This window comes from Promicromonospora sp. MS192 (assembly GCF_049532985.1).
Classification (GTDB): Bacteria; Actinomycetota; Actinomycetes; order Actinomycetales; family Cellulomonadaceae; genus Promicromonospora.
Map to the genome: position 1 here is coordinate 4316081 of NZ_CP186693.1, position 15310 is coordinate 4331390.

The 15310-nt window shown below is 72.8% G+C and carries 13 protein-coding genes; 3 read left to right on the forward strand and 10 right to left on the reverse strand.

Annotated elements, in window-relative coordinates:
• Window positions 1-185: 185 nt before the first annotated feature.
• The 9 genes from araA to ACO229_RS19380 all read right to left on the reverse strand — a co-directional run bounded on the left by araA (window position 186) and on the right by ACO229_RS19380 (window position 10512).
• The gene (gene araA, locus ACO229_RS19340) at window positions 186-1700 is read right to left on the reverse strand and encodes an L-arabinose isomerase (RefSeq protein WP_397433322.1); all 1515 of its coding nucleotides are present in this window, start codon (window positions 1698-1700) and stop codon (window positions 186-188) included.
• On the reverse strand, window positions 1697-2440 hold the full coding sequence (locus ACO229_RS19345) for an L-ribulose-5-phosphate 4-epimerase (protein ID WP_423462498.1): 744 nt from the start codon (window positions 2438-2440) through the stop codon (window positions 1697-1699). The genes araA and ACO229_RS19345 overlap by 4 nt, the downstream gene beginning before the upstream one ends.
• Window positions 2440-4119: a xylulokinase gene (locus tag ACO229_RS19350; protein ID WP_423462499.1), complete on the reverse strand. Its 1680-nt coding sequence runs from the start codon at window positions 4117-4119 to the stop codon at window positions 2440-2442. Before ACO229_RS19350 ends, ACO229_RS19345 begins: the two co-directional genes overlap by 1 nt.
• A 474-nt stretch (window positions 4120-4593) precedes the next feature.
• Entirely contained in the window at window positions 4594-5940 is a 1347-nt protein-coding gene (locus tag ACO229_RS19355; protein ID WP_423462500.1) for an ABC transporter substrate-binding protein, read from the reverse strand.
• A gap of 34 nt (window positions 5941-5974) precedes the next feature.
• The gene (locus tag ACO229_RS19360; RefSeq protein WP_397412977.1) at window positions 5975-6835 is read right to left on the reverse strand and encodes a carbohydrate ABC transporter permease; all 861 of its coding nucleotides are present in this window, start codon (window positions 6833-6835) and stop codon (window positions 5975-5977) included.
• Window positions 6835-7797 (reverse strand): carbohydrate ABC transporter permease, encoded by a 963-nt coding sequence (locus tag ACO229_RS19365; protein ID WP_423462501.1) that lies wholly within the window; start codon window positions 7795-7797, stop codon window positions 6835-6837. The genes ACO229_RS19360 and ACO229_RS19365 overlap by 1 nt, the downstream gene beginning before the upstream one ends.
• Window positions 7798-7983: 186 nt before the next feature.
• On the reverse strand, window positions 7984-8985 hold the full coding sequence (locus ACO229_RS19370; protein WP_397413059.1) for a LacI family DNA-binding transcriptional regulator: 1002 nt from the start codon (window positions 8983-8985) through the stop codon (window positions 7984-7986).
• A gap of 46 nt (window positions 8986-9031) precedes the next feature.
• A complete protein-coding gene (proC, locus tag ACO229_RS19375) occupies window positions 9032-9835 on the reverse strand; it encodes a pyrroline-5-carboxylate reductase (protein ID WP_423462502.1) in 804 nt (267 codons plus the stop codon).
• 23 nt (window positions 9836-9858) lie between these two features.
• Complete coding sequence (locus ACO229_RS19380) at window positions 9859-10512, reverse strand: hypothetical protein (RefSeq protein ID WP_397433317.1); 654 nt, start codon at window positions 10510-10512, stop codon at window positions 9859-9861.
• Window positions 10513-10684: 172 nt separating this feature from the next.
• On the opposite strand from ACO229_RS19380, the gene radA reads away from it, so the two are divergent.
• Both radA and disA read left to right on the forward strand, forming a co-directional pair.
• A complete protein-coding gene (radA, locus tag ACO229_RS19385) occupies window positions 10685-12118 on the forward strand; it encodes a DNA repair protein RadA (protein WP_397433315.1) in 1434 nt (477 codons plus the stop codon).
• Window positions 12119-12171: 53 nt separating this feature from the next.
• The gene (gene disA, locus ACO229_RS19390; protein ID WP_397412972.1) at window positions 12172-13254 is read left to right on the forward strand and encodes a DNA integrity scanning diadenylate cyclase DisA; all 1083 of its coding nucleotides are present in this window, start codon (window positions 12172-12174) and stop codon (window positions 13252-13254) included.
• Between the two features lie 76 nt (window positions 13255-13330).
• Here the strand turns inward: disA and ACO229_RS19395 are convergent, their stop codons facing one another.
• Complete coding sequence (locus ACO229_RS19395) at window positions 13331-14188, reverse strand: hypothetical protein (RefSeq protein WP_423462503.1); 858 nt, start codon at window positions 14186-14188, stop codon at window positions 13331-13333.
• Between the two features lie 210 nt (window positions 14189-14398).
• On the opposite strand from ACO229_RS19395, the gene ACO229_RS19400 reads away from it, so the two are divergent.
• Window positions 14399-15295 (forward strand): A/G-specific adenine glycosylase, encoded by an 897-nt coding sequence (locus ACO229_RS19400; RefSeq protein WP_397433313.1) that lies wholly within the window; start codon window positions 14399-14401, stop codon window positions 15293-15295.
• Window positions 15296-15310 lie beyond the last annotated feature (15 nt).

A 15310-nucleotide genomic window follows, 5' to 3' on the forward strand; every position in this document is an offset into this window, starting at 1 on the left:
TCACATTCGAGTAACGAAACCGCCCCTTCCTCGAACCAAGGCGGGCAGCACAGGGCGAGGCAGCACAAGGCGGGCAGCACAAGGAGGTAGAACTGGCGCGAGACAGAACCAGGGCGAGACGGAACGCGGAGCGCGTGAGCGCGCCTGGGTTCCGTCTCGCCCTGGTCCTGTCTAGGCGGGGGAGGTCAGAGGGACTGCGACAAGCGGTAGTACGCCGCGTTGTGGCGCACCTGGTCGGCGAAGCCGCGGCGCGTCGTGTCCTCGTCGATGACCAGCAGCTCGGTGCGCGCGATGTCCGCGAACACCTCGAACGCCTCGATGCCCGCGGCGGTCGACATGACCGTGTGGTGCGCACCGCCCGCCGTCAGCCAGGACTCGGCCGAGACCTCGAACGACGGCCGCGGCGCCCACATCGCCCGTGCCACCGGCAGGTTCGGCAGGTCGCGCGGCGGCGTGACGACGTCGACCACGTTCGCGGTCAGGCGGAACCGGTCGCGCATGTCGGCGAGCGAGACCACGACGGCACCCTCGGCGGCGTCCGCCGAGAACACCATGCGGACCGGGTCCTCCTTGCCGCCGATGCCGAGCGGGTGGATCTCGATGCGCGGCGTCGAGGTGGTCAGCGTGGGGCAGACCTCCAGCATGTGCGCGCCGAGGATCAGCTCGGAGCCCGGCGTGAGGTCGTAGGTGTAGTCCTCCATCAGCGACGCGCCGCCCGGCAGACCCAGCCCCATCACCTTGGCGGCGCGGACGAGCACCGCCGTCTTCCAGTCGCCCTCGGCGCCGAAGCCGTAGCCCTTCTCCATGAGGCGCTGCACCGCGAGACCGGGGAGCTGGCGCAGCGCCCCGAGGTCCTCGAAGTTGGTGGTGAACGCCTTGGCGCCGGCCGCCTCCAGGAAGCCCTCCAGCGCGATCTCCTGGCGCGCGGCGTACCGCAGCGAGTCGTGCCGCTCGGCACCGGCGCGCAGCTCGGGGGCGACGTCGTACTTCGCCTCGTACTCGGCGACCAGGGCGTCGATCGCGGCGTCCTCGACGGCGTCCACGGCCGCGACCAGCTCGTTCACGCCCCAGGTGTTCACCGAGACGCCGAACCGCAGCTCGGCCTCGGTCTTGTCGCCCTCAGTGACCGCGACGTTGCGCATGTTGTCGCCGAACCGGACCAGCGTGAGCTCGTGCGTCGCGGCCCAGCCGGCCGCCCCGCGCACCCAGGTACCCACCCGGCGGGTCACGGCCGGGTTGGAGACGTGCCCCGCGACCGTGGTCCGCGCGACGCCGAGCCGCGTGGCGATGTACGCGTACTCGCGGTCGCCGTGCGCGGCCTGGTTGAGGTTCATGAAGTCCATGTCGATCTCGTCCCAGGGGAGCTCGACGTTGGCCTGCGTGTGCAGGTGCAGCAGCGGCTTGCGCAGGGCGTCCAGGCCCGCGATCCACATCTTGGCGGGGCTGAAGGTGTGCATCCAGGTGATGACGCCGAGCACCTTGTCGTCGCCGTTGGCGTCGAGCATGGCGCGGCGGATCGACCCGGAGTCCTTGAGCACCGGCTTCCACACGATCGTGACCGGCACGTCCGAGGACGCGTCCAGCGCCCGGGCGACCTCCTGGGACTGCTCCGCGACCTGGGCCAGGGTCTCCTCGCCGTAGAGGTCCTGGCTCCCCGTGAGGAACCAGACCTCGCGGTCCGCGTAGGGCTTGGTGCTCATGCCTGTCCTTCCGTGGTGACACCGGCCTGCTGGCCGTAGACGTTCTGGTAGCGGTCGTAGAGGGAGTCGACGTGCTGCTGCTCGATCGGCAGGGGGTCGCCCAGCTGCCGGGCGACGTGCACCGTGCGAGCCACCTCCTCGACCATGACGGCGGCCTTGACGGCGGCGCGCGCGTCCTTGCCGATGGTGAACGGGCCGTGGTTCTGCATCAGCACGGCGGGGCTGCGGTGGCCCTTCAGGGTCTCGACGATGCCCCGCCCGATCGAGTCGTCACCGATGATCGCGAACGGCCCCACCGGCACGGGACCGCCGAACTCGTCGGCCATCATCGTCAGCACGCACGGCACCTCCTCGCCTCGCGCGGCCCAGGCGGTCGCGTACGTCGAGTGCGTGTGCACGACGCCGCCCACCTCGGGCATGTGCGTGTACACGTAGGCGTGCGCAGCGGTGTCGGACGACGGCGACCGCGTCCCGTCCACGAGCGTGCCGTCGAGGTCGCACACCACCATGTCGGCCGGTGTGAGGTCGTCGTAGGAGACACCCGACGGCTTGATGACGAACAGGTCGGCGCTGCCGTCCGGCACGGCGGGGTTGGGCACGCGCTGGGACACGTTGCCCGCCGTCCAGACCACCAGGCCCCAGCGCGGCAGCTCGGCGTGCAGGTCCGAGACGACCACGCGGACGCGCGCCACCTCGTCCCGTACCGCCTGCGGGTAGTCGGTCAGGGTCTTGCCGGTCATCAGTCGTTCTCCTGTGTCGTCTCTCGGGTACGAAGGGCGGCGACGGCGGCGCGCTCGATCGCCAGACCGGCGCTGTAGCGCTCCAGGAAGGCGGTGAAACCCGCCACGTCGCCGGCGTCCGGCTCGACGACGTCGAGCTCGGCGTCCGCGAACACCTCGGCGGCCAGCCAGGCGCCCAGGTCCTGCGCGGGTGCGGGCGCGCCCTGCGCGGCCGCCCGGTAGGCGGCCAGCACCGCGATCCCCCAGGCGCCACCCTCGCCCGCCGTGCGGCCCACGGCCACCGGGGCGCCCAGCGCGGCGGCCAGCAGGCGCTGGGCCACGCCCTGCGTCTTGAACATGCCGCCGTGCGCGAACATCGCGTCCAGCCCAACCTGCTCCTCGGCCAGCACGCGCATGCCGAGGCTCAGCGTGCCGAACGCGCTGTAGACCTGGGTCCGCGCGAAGTTGGCCAGCGTGAGCCGGCTGTCGGGTGTCCGCGTGAACAGCGGGCGCCCGGCCTCCAGGTGCGTGATGGGTTCGCCGGACAGGTAGTTGTAGGCGAGCAGGCCGCCGCCGTCGGCGTCGCCGTCCAGGGCGGAGCGCAGGAACGCCTCGAAGACGGCGCCCGGGTCGGCGGGCTGCCCGAGCGCGGCCGCGAACTGGCCGAACACCTCGGCCCAGGCACCCAGCTCGCTGGCGCCGTTGTTGCAGTGCACCATCGCCACGAGGTCACCGGCAGGTGTGGTGACCAAGTCCAGCTCCTCGTGCACCCGCTCCAGCGGACGCTCCAGGACGACCATCGCGAAGATGCTCGTCCCGGCGCTCACGTTGCCGGTCCGGGGCGCCACCGAGTTGGTCGCGACCATGCCGGTGCCCGCGTCACCCTCGGGCGGGCACAGCGGGATGCCCGGCCGGAGGGTGCCGGTCGGGTCCAGCAGCGCGGCGCCCTCCTCCGTGAGCGCGCCGGCGTCGGCGCCGGCGGGCAGGACCCGCGGCAGCAGGTCGGCGACGGCCGGCAGGGCGGCGACGTCGGCGTCCGTGCCGCGGCCCGCCACGAGCTCGTCGAACTGCGCCAGCATGCGGGCGTCGTAGTCCGTGGTGGCCGCGTCGACGGGGAACATGCCGGACGCGTCGCCGACGCCGAGCACCTGCTGCCCGGTCAGGCGCCAGTGCACGTAGCCGGCGAGCGTGGTGAGGTGCCGCACCCGCGGGGCGTGCGGCTCCTCGTCGAGGATCGCCTGGTAGAGGTGCGCGACCGACCAGCGCAGCGGGATGTTGTACCCGAACAGGCTCGTCAGCTCGACGGCGGCCCGCTCGGTGCTCGTGTTGCGCCAGGTGCGGAAGGGCACCAGCAGTTCATCCGCCTCGCCGAACGCGAGGTAGCCGTGCATCATCGCCGAGACGCCCATGGCGCCGAACGTGGTGGGCCGCACGCCGTACTGCCGCTCGACGTCGTCCAGCAGACCGGCCACGGCGTCCCGCAGCCCGGACCAGACGGCGTCCAGCGAGTAGGTCCACACACCGTCGACGAGCTGGTTCTCCCAGTCGTGGCTGCCGCTGGCGAGCGGCGCGCTGCCGGGACCGACGAGGCACGCCTTGATCCGGGTGGAGCCGAGCTCGATGCCGAGGGCGGTCCGTCCCTGCTCGATCGCCTCCCGGAGACCGGTGAGCCCCGCCGCGTCGTCCTGCCGCTCCGCCATCGTTGGCCGCTCCGTCCTGCCCCGCACCGTCGCAGGGCGTCGTTCGTGTGGTCGTCGTTCACCACGGCGAGAGCATCCCGCCGAGGGCGATGTTAGCGCTCACACGATACGTTACGACAGCCGGCCCGCAAGAATCGGGACAGGACCGGGCACAGACCCCAGGCGCCCGTGGCCGACGGAACCCGGGGTGACCGGAACCTGGGGTGACCGGAACCCGCCCTGCTGAGATCGGCCCGCTCCCGCCTGGGATCGGCACGTTCCCGCTGAGATCGGCCCGCTCCCGCCTGAGATCGGCCCGCTCCCACCTGAGATCGGCCCGCTCCCACCTGAGATCGGCCCGTTGCGGCCCCCGCTGCCACCAGTTCGGCCGTCTGCCTCGAGATCGGTCCATCAAGTGACCGATCTCGAGGCAGACGGCCGAACCGGCCAGGGCCGTCCCCGCAAGGGACCGACCTCAGCCCGGCGCGAGCGGCGTCAGCCGTTGACCGTGAACCCCTGCTCCTGCCCGTACCGCACGTTCTCCTCCTGCCACGCCGCGAGGCCGTCGAGCAGCGACGACTTGTCGAGGTACGCCTGCCCCACCGTGTCCGAGAAGATGCTGTTCGCGTACGACTGCCACGGCAGGTACTGCCAGCCCTCCACCACGTCGCCCGCGCCGGCCGCGAGCACCTCGTTGATCTTCTGCCCGCCGAAGTACTCCGACTCGTAGCCGAGGAACTCCTCGGAGCCCAGCTCCGCGACCGTGGCCGGGAACCCGCCCGTGTCCAGGAACGCCTGGATGCTCTCCGGATCGGTGTTGAGCCACTGGAGGAAGCCCGCGGCGAGCAGCTTGTCGTCGGCGCCGGCCGGGATCACGTCGGCCGATCCGCCGTTCTCGGCGTTGACCGGCGTGCCGTCGTACGTGGGCATCGGCGCCACACGCCACGCGCCGGCCCCGCCGGGCACGCCGTCCTCGAAGATGCCGGGCATCCACGCGCCGACGATCGTCGACGCGATGGTGCCGTCCCCGAGCGCCTGGTACCACTCGTCGCTCCAGCCCGTGATGTCCGACATCAGGTCCTCGTCGAGGAGCTGCTGGTACGTCTCCGCCCACTTCTGCGTGCCCTCGTCGGCGAGGTCGATCGTGACGGTGTCGCCGTCCACCTGGAACGGCTTGCCGCCGGCCTGCCAGATCATCGAGGTGACGCCGCCCGGCCCGTTGCCGTCGTCGTTGAACAGGAACTTCTCGGGGTCGGACTGCTTCAGCTTCCGCGCCTGCTCGACGTATTCGTCCCAGGTGGTCGGCACCACGAGGTCGTTCTCCTCGAAGACGTCGGCGTTGTAGAACAGGGCCATCGGGCCGGAGTCCTGGGGCAGGCCCCACAGCCCGTCGGCCAGCGCGACCGCGCCCCACGTCGACGGCGTGAACAGGTCCTCGTGCTCGCCGAGCCCGTAGGCCGTCAGGTCGGTGAGCTGACCCGGGAGCTGGAACTGGGGCACCGACTGGTACTCGAGCTGGGCCACGTCGGGGATGCCCTTGTCGGCGGCGATCGCGTTCTGGAGCGCCGTGTTGTGCTCCTCCGCGCCCTGGGTGTCCGTGAGGTTCACGGTCATGTTCGGGTAGGCCGCCTCGAAGGCCTCGATCTGCTTCTCCGCCTGCGGCGTCCACGTCCAGTAGTCGATGGTGCCGCCCTCCTGGAGGGCCGCCTCGATCTCCTCGGCGGTCGCGCCCTCGTCGGACCCGCCGCCACCGCCGCCGCCCGCCGAGCAGGCCGTCAGCGACGTGGCCAGCACGGCGACGACGGCTCCCGCCGTGATCCGCCCGCTCCGTGTGATGCTCATGAGTCCTCCTCCTTGAGGTCCTTGACGCAACCGTTCATCCCTTCACACCCCCGGCTCCCAGACCGGACTGCCAGTAGCGCTGCAGCAGCAGGAACGCCACGACGATCGGCAGGATGGTGAGCACCGCACCCGTGATGACCAGGTGGAAGACCGGTGTGGCACCCACGCCGGTCGCATCCGCGTTCCAGCTCGCGAGCCCGATGGCGAGAGGGAACAGGTCACGGTCGGAGAGCATGATCAGGGGCAGGAAGTAGTTGTTCCACGTCGCGACGATCGCGAACAGCGCGACGGTGACGACGCCGGGTGCCAGCAGGCGCAGCGAGATGGTGAAGAACGTGCGCCACTCGCTCGCCCCGTCGACGCGGGCGGCCTCCAGCAGCTCCGTGGGGATGGCCTCCGTGGCGAACACCCACATCAGGTAGAGGCCGAACGGGGAGACCAGGGTGGGCAGGATGACCGACCACATCGTGTTGGTCAGCCCGAGCTCGCTGAACATGAGGAACGTCGGCACCGCGAGGGCCGCGCCCGGCACGGCGACCGCGCCGATGATCGTCGCGAACACCGCCGACCGGCCCTTGAACCGGTACTTCGCCAGGCCGTAGCCGCCGAGGGTCGCCAGCAGCGTGGCGCCGCCGGCACCGGCCACCACGTAGACCACCGTGTTGCCGAACCAGCGCACGAAGACGCCGTCCTGGTAGGTGAGCACCGCGGCGATGTTGTCGAACAGGGCGAACGGCCCCGCGAACCAGAGGCCGAAGGAGCCGGCCAGCGCCTCCTGCGTCTTGGTCGAGCTGACCAGCAGCCACCAGAGCGGCGCCAGCGAGTAGACGACGAGGCCCGCCATCAGCACCGTGAGGACCACCGACCTGCGTGGCCGCGCGAACGAGTGCGCCATCAGCCCTCCCTCCTCGTGCCGCGGAGCTGCACCACGTAGGCGATCACCGCGGTGAGCACGCCCATGATGATCGCGACGGCCGCCGCGTAGTTGACCTGCTGGCCCAGGAAGCTCAGGTTGTAGGCGTACATGTTGGGCGTGTACGACGACGAGATGAGCGTCGGCGCCAGGACCTTGAGGATGTTCGGCTCGTTGAAGAGCTGGAAGCTGCCGATGATCGAGAAGATCGTCGCGATCACCAGCGCGCCGCGCAGCGCCGGGAGCTTCACCGCGGTGATCACCCGCCACTGCCCGGCGCCGTCGATCGCGGCCGCCTCGTAGAGCTCGCCCGGGACGGTACGGAGAGCCGAGTAGAGGATGAGCATGTTGTAGCCCACGAACTCCCAGGTCACGATGTTGCCGATCGAGACGAGCAGCCATGGCCTGGAGAACGGGGCCAGCAGGTCGGAGCCCACCGCGTCGTTGATCCAGCCGACGAGCCCGATCCGGTCGCCGTACAAGAACCCCCACATGAGCACGGCGACGACGCCGGGCACCGCGTAGGGCACGAACAGCGCGATCCGGGTGAAGCGCTTGCCGAAGAGCCGCCCGCTGTCGATGACGAGCGCGGCGGCAAGGGCCACGGCGAGCATGATCGGCACCTGGACCACCAGGAAGAGCAGCACGCGGCCGGCGCCGTCCCAGAACTTCGGATCGGTGAGCGCGGCCGAGTAGTTGTCCAGGCCCACGAAGCGGTTGCCGCCCATGAGCTGGTTGCGGAAGAGGCTGAGGTAGAGCGAGTAGAGCACCGGCGCGAGGAACGCGAAGGTAAAGGCCGCCAGGAACGGCACGACGAAGGTCCAGCCCGCCGCGGACACGCGACGGCTCGGCAGGCGACGACCAGGCACCGGCGCACCCCCTTTCTCCGGACGACAGTGTCCGGACTCACCTGGACGTCGATGTCCGGGAACATCGGGCGACATCACCCGATAGCGGAATGTGAACGTGAACATCCCGTGGCCCGCGACTCTGCCACTGCCTCGCGGACGTGTCAACGCCCCGTCGGCGGGCTCGTCAGCGCGCCGGACGGACTCCCGGCAGCCTGGCACCCGACAGCCTGGCACCCGACAGCCGGACGCCCGGCAGCCTGACGCCGGGTGCCGGTGTCCTCACCGCCGCGGTGCGGCCGCGCTCCGGCGGACCACGAGCTCCGGCGCGATGAGCTCGGCCGCCGGGTCGCCGCCGTCGACGGCGGCGAGGAGCAACGCGACGCTCCGCCTCCCCAGGGCGACGAACGGCTGCCGCACGGTGGTCAGCGGCGGGATGAAGTGACCGGAGCCCGCGACGTCGTCGAAGCCGACCACTGACACGTCGTCGGGCACCGACAGGCCGGACTCCCAGAAGGCGCGCAGCAGCCCGAGGGCGAGCTGGTCGTTGGCCGCGAAGACGGCCGTCGGGCCGTCGCCGGCCTTGATGCGCTGTGCGAGGTCGATACCCGTCGTGTAGCCGTTGTCCGCGGTCCAGCTCGCGACCACCGGTTCGGGCACGGGCAGACCGTGCTCGACCAGGACCGCACGCCAGGTGTCCTCGCGCTGCACGGCGTCCAGCCAGTCCCGGGGTCCGGCGACGTGCAGGATCCGCTGGTGCCCGAGCTCGACCAGGTGCTCGACGGCGAGCCGCGCACCTGCCCGCTGGTCGACGGCCAGCGGGATCACCGGCACGTCCGGCCGCAGCTCGCGGGCGGCGATGAGGACCACGGGCACGGGTGCCCGGAACGACTCCACGGCCTCGGCCACGTCGGTGTGCGGCGCGATGACCACGATGCCCTCGACCGCCTGGTCCATGAAGTGCTCCAGCGCGTCGTGCAGGGTCGCGGCGTCGTAGCGGCGCAGCGTCGCGACGCTGACGTACCAGCCCTGCTCGCGCGCGGCCTCCTCGACGGCGATCAGCGTGCTCGACGGGCCGAACAGCGGCGACCCCGTGGTCACCACGCCCACCGTGGTCGACCGCGCCGTGACCAGCGCCCGCGCGGCGCTGTTGCGGCGGTAGCCCAGCTCGGCGATGGCCTCCAGCACCTTCTCGCGCGTCTCCGGGCGCACGCTCCGGTGCCCGTTGAGCACCCGGGAGACGGTCTGGTGGGACACGCCCGCCAGCGCGGCGACGTCGGCCATGGCCGGCGGCCGCGTCGTCGCGGGTCGAGAGATGGTCACGGCGGAATCATCCACCCAGCTGCCGGGCGCGGTCACGCGCGGCGGCGGCGGCTGCCAGGAACGACGCGCGCACACCGCCGTCGTCCAGCGCCCGCAGCGCGGCCGCCGTCGTGCCCCCCGGTGACGTGACGCGCTCCCGCAGGAGGACCGGGTGCTCGCCGGACTCCTCCATGAGCCGCGACGCGCCGAGCAGCGTCTGCGTCGCGAGCCGGCGCGCGACGTCGCGCGTCAGCCCCAGCAGCACGCCGGCCTCGGCGAGCGCGTCGGCCACGTAGAAGACGTACGCAGGGCCGGACCCGGAGATCGCGGTGACGGCGTCGAGATCCTTCTCCGCCGCGCGCACCACGGCGCCCGTGCCCGCGAGCAGGTGCTCCACCGCGGCGAGGTGCACCTCGGTGGCTGCCACGCCCGGGGCGATCGCCGTGATGCCGGCGCCGATCGCGGCGGGCGTGTTCGGCACGGTCCGCACGACGGCGGTGCCGGCGGGCAGCCGCTCCTCGTAGAACGTCGTGGGGTGCCCGGCCGCGACCGTGACGACCACGGCCGCCGGGTCCAGCGCCGGGGCGACCTCGTCGAGCAGCGCACCGACGTCCTTCGGCTTCACACCCACGAGGACCAGGCCGGCACCCCGCACCGCGGCGACGTTGTCGCTGGTGGTCGCCACCTGATATGTCTCACGAAGATGCTGGGCGCGGGCCTCGGTCCGCACGGTGGCCACGACGTCGGACGCCGCCCAGCCCGCCGACAGTGCCCCCGCGAGCACCGCCTCACCCATGTTCCCGGCACCGAGCACCGCAAGTCGCTGGTTCACACCGTCATTCTCCCCCAGCGGGGTCACAGCGGGAACGCCGCGTAGAAGTCCTCCATCGTGTCGGCCGGGCCCGTGGCCTGCAGCACAGCGGTCCCGTTCTGCCAGACGACCACGGCCGTGCCGCCGTCCGCCGGCACGATCGCGTACTGGCCCACGACCTTCTTGCCGACCTTGACGTCGCCCTCGCGGTCGGCCTCGCCCGCGGCCTTGGTCCAGGCCGCGGCCGCCGTGGCCGCCTCCTCGGACGTGGCCCACTGGCCCGCGACGAGCGCCACCTCGCCCTGGTCGCCGTCGGTGTACTCGGCGTTCCACGCCTCCAGCGCGCCCTGCTCCTTGGGCTCCTCGGCCTCGCCGAGGGACCCGAGCGCGAACTGCAGCACCGACGACGGCAGCGCCTTCTGGAAGGCGGTCTCGTCGGAGGCGCGCTCCATCGCCTTCACCGTCGGGGTGGGGACCGGGGCGGTGACCGTCACGGTGGGGACCGGCTGCGGCGTCTGCTCGGCACGCCAGAAACCCGGCCAGACGAAGCCGGCGACGAGCACCACCGCGAGCACGACGACGAGCAGGCCGACCACGACGACGAGCCGGCGACGGCGGTACACCGCGGGCGACGCCTTCCTGGGCGCGACCGATGCGGTGGCACCGGTACGCGGTGACCTCACACGCTGGTCCGTCATGTCTGGCTCCCCTGCACTCCTGCCGCTGTGCCCCTGCCGCCGGGTACGGCGCGGGCTCAGTCGGCACCTTATGTCGCGGCACCGACATTCGCGCGGAGGCACGCGGCCGGGACCCCGGCCCGCACGCGTGCCCGTCCCGGCCCGTGTCAGTGGTGGCACGTACCGTGACGCCGTGACCTCATCGACCTCCAAGCGGGCCCGGCCCGCGTACCGCTGTACCGAGTGCGGCTGGACCACCGTCAAGTGGGTGGGCCGCTGCGGGGAGTGCCAGGCGTGGGGCACGGTCAGCGAGGAGGGGGCGGCACCGTCGGGCCCGCGCACCGCTGCCGTGTCCCCCGCACGCGAGCCTGCACGGCCCATCGCCGACATCGACGTGGAGTCGGCGCGCGCCAACCCGACGGGTGTGGGCGAGCTCGACCGGGTGCTGGGCGGCGGCCTGGTGCCCGGCGCCGTGATCCTCCTCGCGGGCGAGCCGGGCGTCGGCAAGTCCACGCTGCTGCTCGCCGTCGCCAGCAACGTGGCCGACGGCGCCCTGGGCCGCGACGGCTTCGAGTCGCCGCGCACCGTGCTGTACGTGACCGGCGAGGAGTCGGCCGGCCAGGTCCGGCTGCGCGCCGAGCGCATCGGTGCGCTGTCGCCCACCCTGCTCCTCGCGGCCGAGACCGACCTGGGCACGGTGCTGGGCCACCTGGAGGCCAACCAGCCGGACATGCTCATCGTGGACTCGGTGCAGACCATCGCGTCCGCGCAGGTGGACGGCGCCCCCGGCGGGGTGTCGCAGGTCCGGGAGGTCGCCGCCGCGCTGATCGCCGTGGCCAAGGAGCGCCAGATCCCGACCATCCTGGTGGGGCACGTGACGAAGGACGGCTCGGTGGCCGGGCCGCGCACCCTGGAGCACCTGGTCGACGTGGTCTGCCAGTTCGAGGGCGACCGGCACTCCCGCCTGCGGATGATTCGCGCGGTGAAGAACCGGTACGGCCCCACGGACGAGGTGGGCTGCTTCGACCTGTCGGAGGACGGCATCGTCGGGCTGCCCGACCCGTCGGGCCTGTTCCTGTCGCACGCGGGCTCGGGGATCGCGGGGTCGTGCATCACGGTCACGCTGGAGGGACGACGTCCGCTCGCCGTCGAGGTCCAGGGTCTCGTGGCGCCCAGCCCGCTGAACAACCCGCGCCGCGCGACGAGCGGCGTGGACTCCAGCCGGCTCGCCATGATCCTGGCGGTGCTGCACCGGCACGGCGGGCTGCGGCTCGCCGACCAGGACGTCTACGCCTCCACGGTGGGCGGCGCCCGGATCACGGAGCCGGCGTCGGACCTCGCTGCCGCCCTGGCCCTGGTCTCCGCGCGGACCGGACGGCCGCTGCCCGGTGCCACCGTCGCCATCGGCGAGGTGGGCCTGGCCGGGGACCTGCGCCCGGTCGCCGGGCTGGAGCGCCGGCTCGGCGAGGCCGCGCGCCTGGGGTTCGAGCACGCCGTCGTGCCGCACGGCACCGGTGTCAAGGCACCCGACGGGCTCCGCCTGGTCGAGGCGGCGCACATCCGCGACGCCGTGGAGTGGGCCCAGTCCACGGGTCGCGGAGACGACAGGAGGATGGACGGGGCGTGACCGGTTCGTGAAACGAACTGCTTGTGACCCAGCGCACAGCGTAGGATTTCTTCGTGGCCACGACCTCCTCGCACCCTGACGAGCTGCTCCGGGAGACCCTGGCCGCCGTCGCGCCCGGGACCGAGCTCCGCGACGGACTGGAACGCATCCTGCGCGGCCGGACCGGAGCGCTCATCGTGCTCGGCCTGGACCCGATCGTGGAGCAGATCTGCTCCGGCGGTTTCGCGCTCGACGTCGACTTCTCCGCGACGCGCCTGCGCGAGCTGTCCAAGATGGACGGCGCGGTGGTGCTCGACCGCGGCGCCACCCGCATCCGGCGCGCGGCCGTGCAGCTCCTGCCCGACCCGACGATAGAGACCACCGAGTCCGGCACCCGGCACCGCACGGCAGAGCGGGTGGCCAAGCAGACCGGCTTCCCGGTGATCTCCGTGAGCCAGTCGATGCGGATCGTCGCGCTCTACGTGGGTGGCCAGCGGCACGTGCTGGAGGACTCGGACACCATCCTCGGCCGCGCCAACCAGGCCCTCGCGACGCTGGAGCGCTACCGGGCCCGCCTCGACGAGGTGTCGGGCACGCTGTCCGCGCTGGAGATCGAGGACCTGGTCACGGTGCGCGACGTCTGCTCCGTGGTGCAGCGCCTGGAGATGGTGGGGCGCATCTCGGACGAGATCGCGGGCTACGTGATCGAGCTCGGGGTGGACGGCCGTCTGCTGGCGCTGCAGCTCGACGAGCTCATCGGCGACGTCGGCTCGGACCGGGAGTTCGTGATCCGCGACTACGTGCTGGGCCGCAAGGACCGCACGCTCGCCGACGTGCAGTCCGAGCTGTCCGCGCTCACGTCGCAGCAGCTCCTCGACATGAGCCAGATCGGCCGCATCCTGGACCTGCCCGGCGGTGGCGACGCGCTCGACGCCGCCGTCGCGCCGCACGGCTACCGGCTGCTGTCCAAGGTGCCGCGGCTGCCGAGCTCCACCATCGAGCGGCTCGTGGGCCACTTCAGCAGCCTGCAGAAGCTTCTCGCGGCCAGCGTGGACGACCTCATGTCGGTCGACGGTGTGGGCGAGCAGCGCGCCCGGACGATCCGCGAGGGGCTGTCGCGCCTCGCGGAGTCGAGCATCCTGGAACGCTACGTCTGACGCGGCGGGGACCGCCGGAGCTGCGACCTGACCCGTCGGGTCCCGGCGCCGAACCGGACGGACGGTTCGGGGCGGTTCAGGACTGGGCCGACTTCTCGCTCGGCCCTGCGTCCCTCTTCGACGCGTCCCCCTCCGACGAGTCCCCCTCCGACGCGTCGGCCTCCGACGAGTCCCGCTCCGACCCGGCGTCCTCGCCCGGCTCGGTTCCCGCCTCTCCCGGCTCGCTCGCCGACGGAGACGGCGACCCCGACGGCAACGCCGACCCCGACGCTGACGGCGACGGCGACCCACTGGGTTCCGGCACCGTGTACGTCAGCCGCACGACGTCGCTCGTCGCACCCTCCACGTCGGCGAGCGTGACCTGCGCGGTGTACTCGCCGGCGGACAGCCGGGGCTGACCGGGCTCGCAGCCGGGCACGGAGCGGGCGTCGGACCAGCTCGTCTCGGTGACGTCCACGTCGCCGGGGCCGAGGAGCAGCAGCCGTTCCTCCTCGGCGTCGGCGCAGTCGGCGGACGACCACACCCTCTTCGCCGTGGCTTCGCCCACCTCGCCCTGGTAGACGGTCACGGCGAGGTTCCGCCGGGGAGCGTCGACGAGGCACTGCACCTCGCCCTCGTTCCGCACCGACACGGTGAACCGCACCGGCTCCCCGGGCGTGACGGCGAGGCGGTCGGCCGCGAGCCCGACGTCGAGGTCCTCGGCCGTGCAGGGCGACGCGGCGGCGTTCGGGTCCACGGGGGACGGCGGGTTCACCTTGTCCGACACGATGGACGGCTCGGCGCGCGGCCACGTGACCGCGACCCCGACGCCGCCGAGCGCGAGCACCACCAGCACGGCGATCGCGCGTCCGCGCCGGCGCGGACGCCTGCCCCCGGGCCCCTGGTCCATGTCCGGGCCCGGAGCCCGCTCGGCCCGCTCCGGTGCACTGACCACCTGCTGATCCCCCTGCTGATACGTCCTGACGTGCGATGACGCTTCGCGTCACCACGATCCGTGCCTCCAAAATACGACGCCGCCCGCGGCCCGGGTCGCAGCCGCGCCGCCGAGTCGGTCACGTGTCCTACTTCACCTGGTACCGGGTGAAGCCCCGCGCAGAGCCCCCGGACGTCGCGCACGGTGCGTCGTGCGGCAGGATGAGGCCTCGTGACGGTTGTGGAGGAGACACGGCACGACGAGCTGCGTTCCGGCGTCGTGCGCTGGTTCGACGGCGCGGCGCGGGACCTGCCCTGGCGCGCGCCCGACCGGACGCCGTGGGGCGTGCTGGTCAGCGAGGTCATGCTGCAGCAGACCCCTGTGGTCCGGGTCGAGCCGGCCTGGCGGGCGTGGCTGGAGCAGTGGCCGACGCCGGCGCACCTCGCGCAGGCCCCGACCGCGGACGTGCTGCGGGCCTGGGGTCGTCTCGGCTACCCGCGCCGTGCGCTGCGGCTCCAGGAGTGCGCGAGGGCGATCGTCGAGCGGCACGGTGGTGTGGTGCCGCGTACGGAGGACGAGCTGCGGGCGCTGCCCGGCGTCGGCGAGTACACGGCCGCCGCCGTGCTGGCGTTCGCGTACGGCCTGCGGTCGGTCGTGGTGGACACCAACGTGCGGCGGGTGCTGGCCCGGGCGGTGGGTGGGGTGGCGCTCCCCGCGCCGTCGTACACCGCGGCCGAGCGGGCGCTGGCGACCGTCCTCGCGCCGGACGACGACGCCGGGGCCGCGCGCTGGGCCGCCGCCTCGATGGAGCTGGGCGCGCTGGTCTGCACGGCGAAGGCACCGCGGTGCACGGCCTGCCCCGTCGCCGGGCTGTGCGCCTGGCGCAGGGCGGGCTCGCCGCCGGACGCCCACGCCGACAAGCGCCGCACGCAGGCCTGGGCGGGTACCGACCGGCAGGCGCGCGGGCGGGTCATGGCCGAGCTGCGCCAGGCGGACGAGCCCGTGGCCCGGGCCCTGCTCGCGACCCTGTGGCCCGACCGGGCGCAGCTGGACCGCGCGATCGCGGGCCTCGTCGAGGACGGGCTCGCGGAGCAGGACGACGCCGACCGCCTCCACCTGCCGCGGTAGCCCCGCTCGCCGGGG

Excerpts from the sequence above, each read along its gene's own strand:
- ACO229_RS19345 (WP_423462498.1), bottom strand. The coding sequence starts at position 2,440 with ATGACCGGCAAGACCCTGACCGACTACCCGCAGGCGGTACGGGACGAG.
- ACO229_RS19370 (WP_397413059.1), bottom strand. The coding sequence starts at position 8,985 with ATGGCCGACGTCGCCGCGCTGGCGGGCGTGTCCCACCAGACCGTCTCC.
- araA (WP_397433322.1), bottom strand. The coding sequence starts at position 1,700 with ATGAGCACCAAGCCCTACGCGGACCGCGAGGTCTGGTTCCTCACGGGG.
- ACO229_RS19380 (WP_397433317.1), bottom strand. The coding sequence starts at position 10,512 with ATGACGGACCAGCGTGTGAGGTCACCGCGTACCGGTGCCACCGCATCG.
- ACO229_RS19360 (WP_397412977.1), bottom strand. The coding sequence starts at position 6,835 with ATGGCGCACTCGTTCGCGCGGCCACGCAGGTCGGTGGTCCTCACGGTG.
- ACO229_RS19355 (WP_423462500.1), bottom strand. The coding sequence starts at position 5,940 with ATGAGCATCACACGGAGCGGGCGGATCACGGCGGGAGCCGTCGTCGCC.
- ACO229_RS19350 (WP_423462499.1), bottom strand. The coding sequence starts at position 4,119 with ATGGCGGAGCGGCAGGACGACGCGGCGGGGCTCACCGGTCTCCGGGAG.
- ACO229_RS19365 (WP_423462501.1), bottom strand. The coding sequence starts at position 7,797 with ATGTCGCCCGATGTTCCCGGACATCGACGTCCAGGTGAGTCCGGACAC.